The organism is Bacillus cereus group sp. BfR-BA-01408, assembly GCF_022663305.1.
Taxonomy (GTDB): domain Bacteria; phylum Bacillota; class Bacilli; order Bacillales; family Bacillaceae_G; genus Bacillus_A; species Bacillus_A pacificus.
Map to the genome: position 1 here is coordinate 1 of NZ_JAKUFF010000338.1, position 218 is coordinate 218.

Genomic DNA, 218 nt, shown 5'->3' on the forward strand with positions numbered 1-218 from the left:
TTTCGCTACCTTAGGACCGTTATAGTTACGGCCGCCGTTTACTGGGGCTTCAGTTCAGAGCTTCGCTTACGCTAACCCCTCTCCTTAACCTTCCAGCACCGGGCAGGTGTCCCCCCCTATACTTCGCCTTACGGCTTCGCAGAGAGCTGTGTTTTTGCTAAACAGTCGCTTGGGCCTATTCACTGCGGCTTTCCGTTAAGAAAGCACCCCTTCTCCCG

General features: G+C 54.6%; 1 rRNA gene. It reads right to left on the reverse strand.

Annotated elements, in window-relative coordinates:
• Nucleotides 1-218: ribosomal RNA gene (locus MR083_RS27550) — 23S ribosomal RNA — on the reverse strand; the annotation flags it as partial.